The sequence below is a fragment of the Bradyrhizobium uaiense genome, assembly GCF_010811875.1.
GTDB classification, from domain to species: Bacteria; Pseudomonadota; Alphaproteobacteria; order Rhizobiales; family Xanthobacteraceae; genus Bradyrhizobium; species Bradyrhizobium uaiense.
Window position 1 is genome coordinate 1 of sequence record NZ_VKHP01000888.1, and the last position, 245, is coordinate 245.

A 245-nucleotide genomic window follows, 5' to 3' on the forward strand; every position below is an offset into this window, starting at 1 on the left:
CTTCAGACCCCCTTTTTTCGCCCCGGCGGCGTGCTGATGCGCCCGGACGATGGTGGAATCCACGATCAGATATTCGAAGTCCGGATCATCGGACATCGCCTCGAAGATGCGGCACCAGACACCCTTGCGACTCCATCGACTGAAGCGCCGGAACACGCTGTTCCAATCCCCAAACGCCTCCGGAAGATCACGCCAGGGACAGCCCGTACGCACGATCCAGAGCACCCCTTCCACGAACATCCGGT

The 245-nt window shown here is 60.8% G+C and carries 1 protein-coding gene; it reads right to left on the minus strand.

Annotated elements, in window-relative coordinates; translation table 11 throughout:
- A partial coding sequence (locus FNJ47_RS55710; protein WP_163163712.1) for an IS5 family transposase occupies positions 1-245 on the minus strand: 245 nt, incomplete at both ends.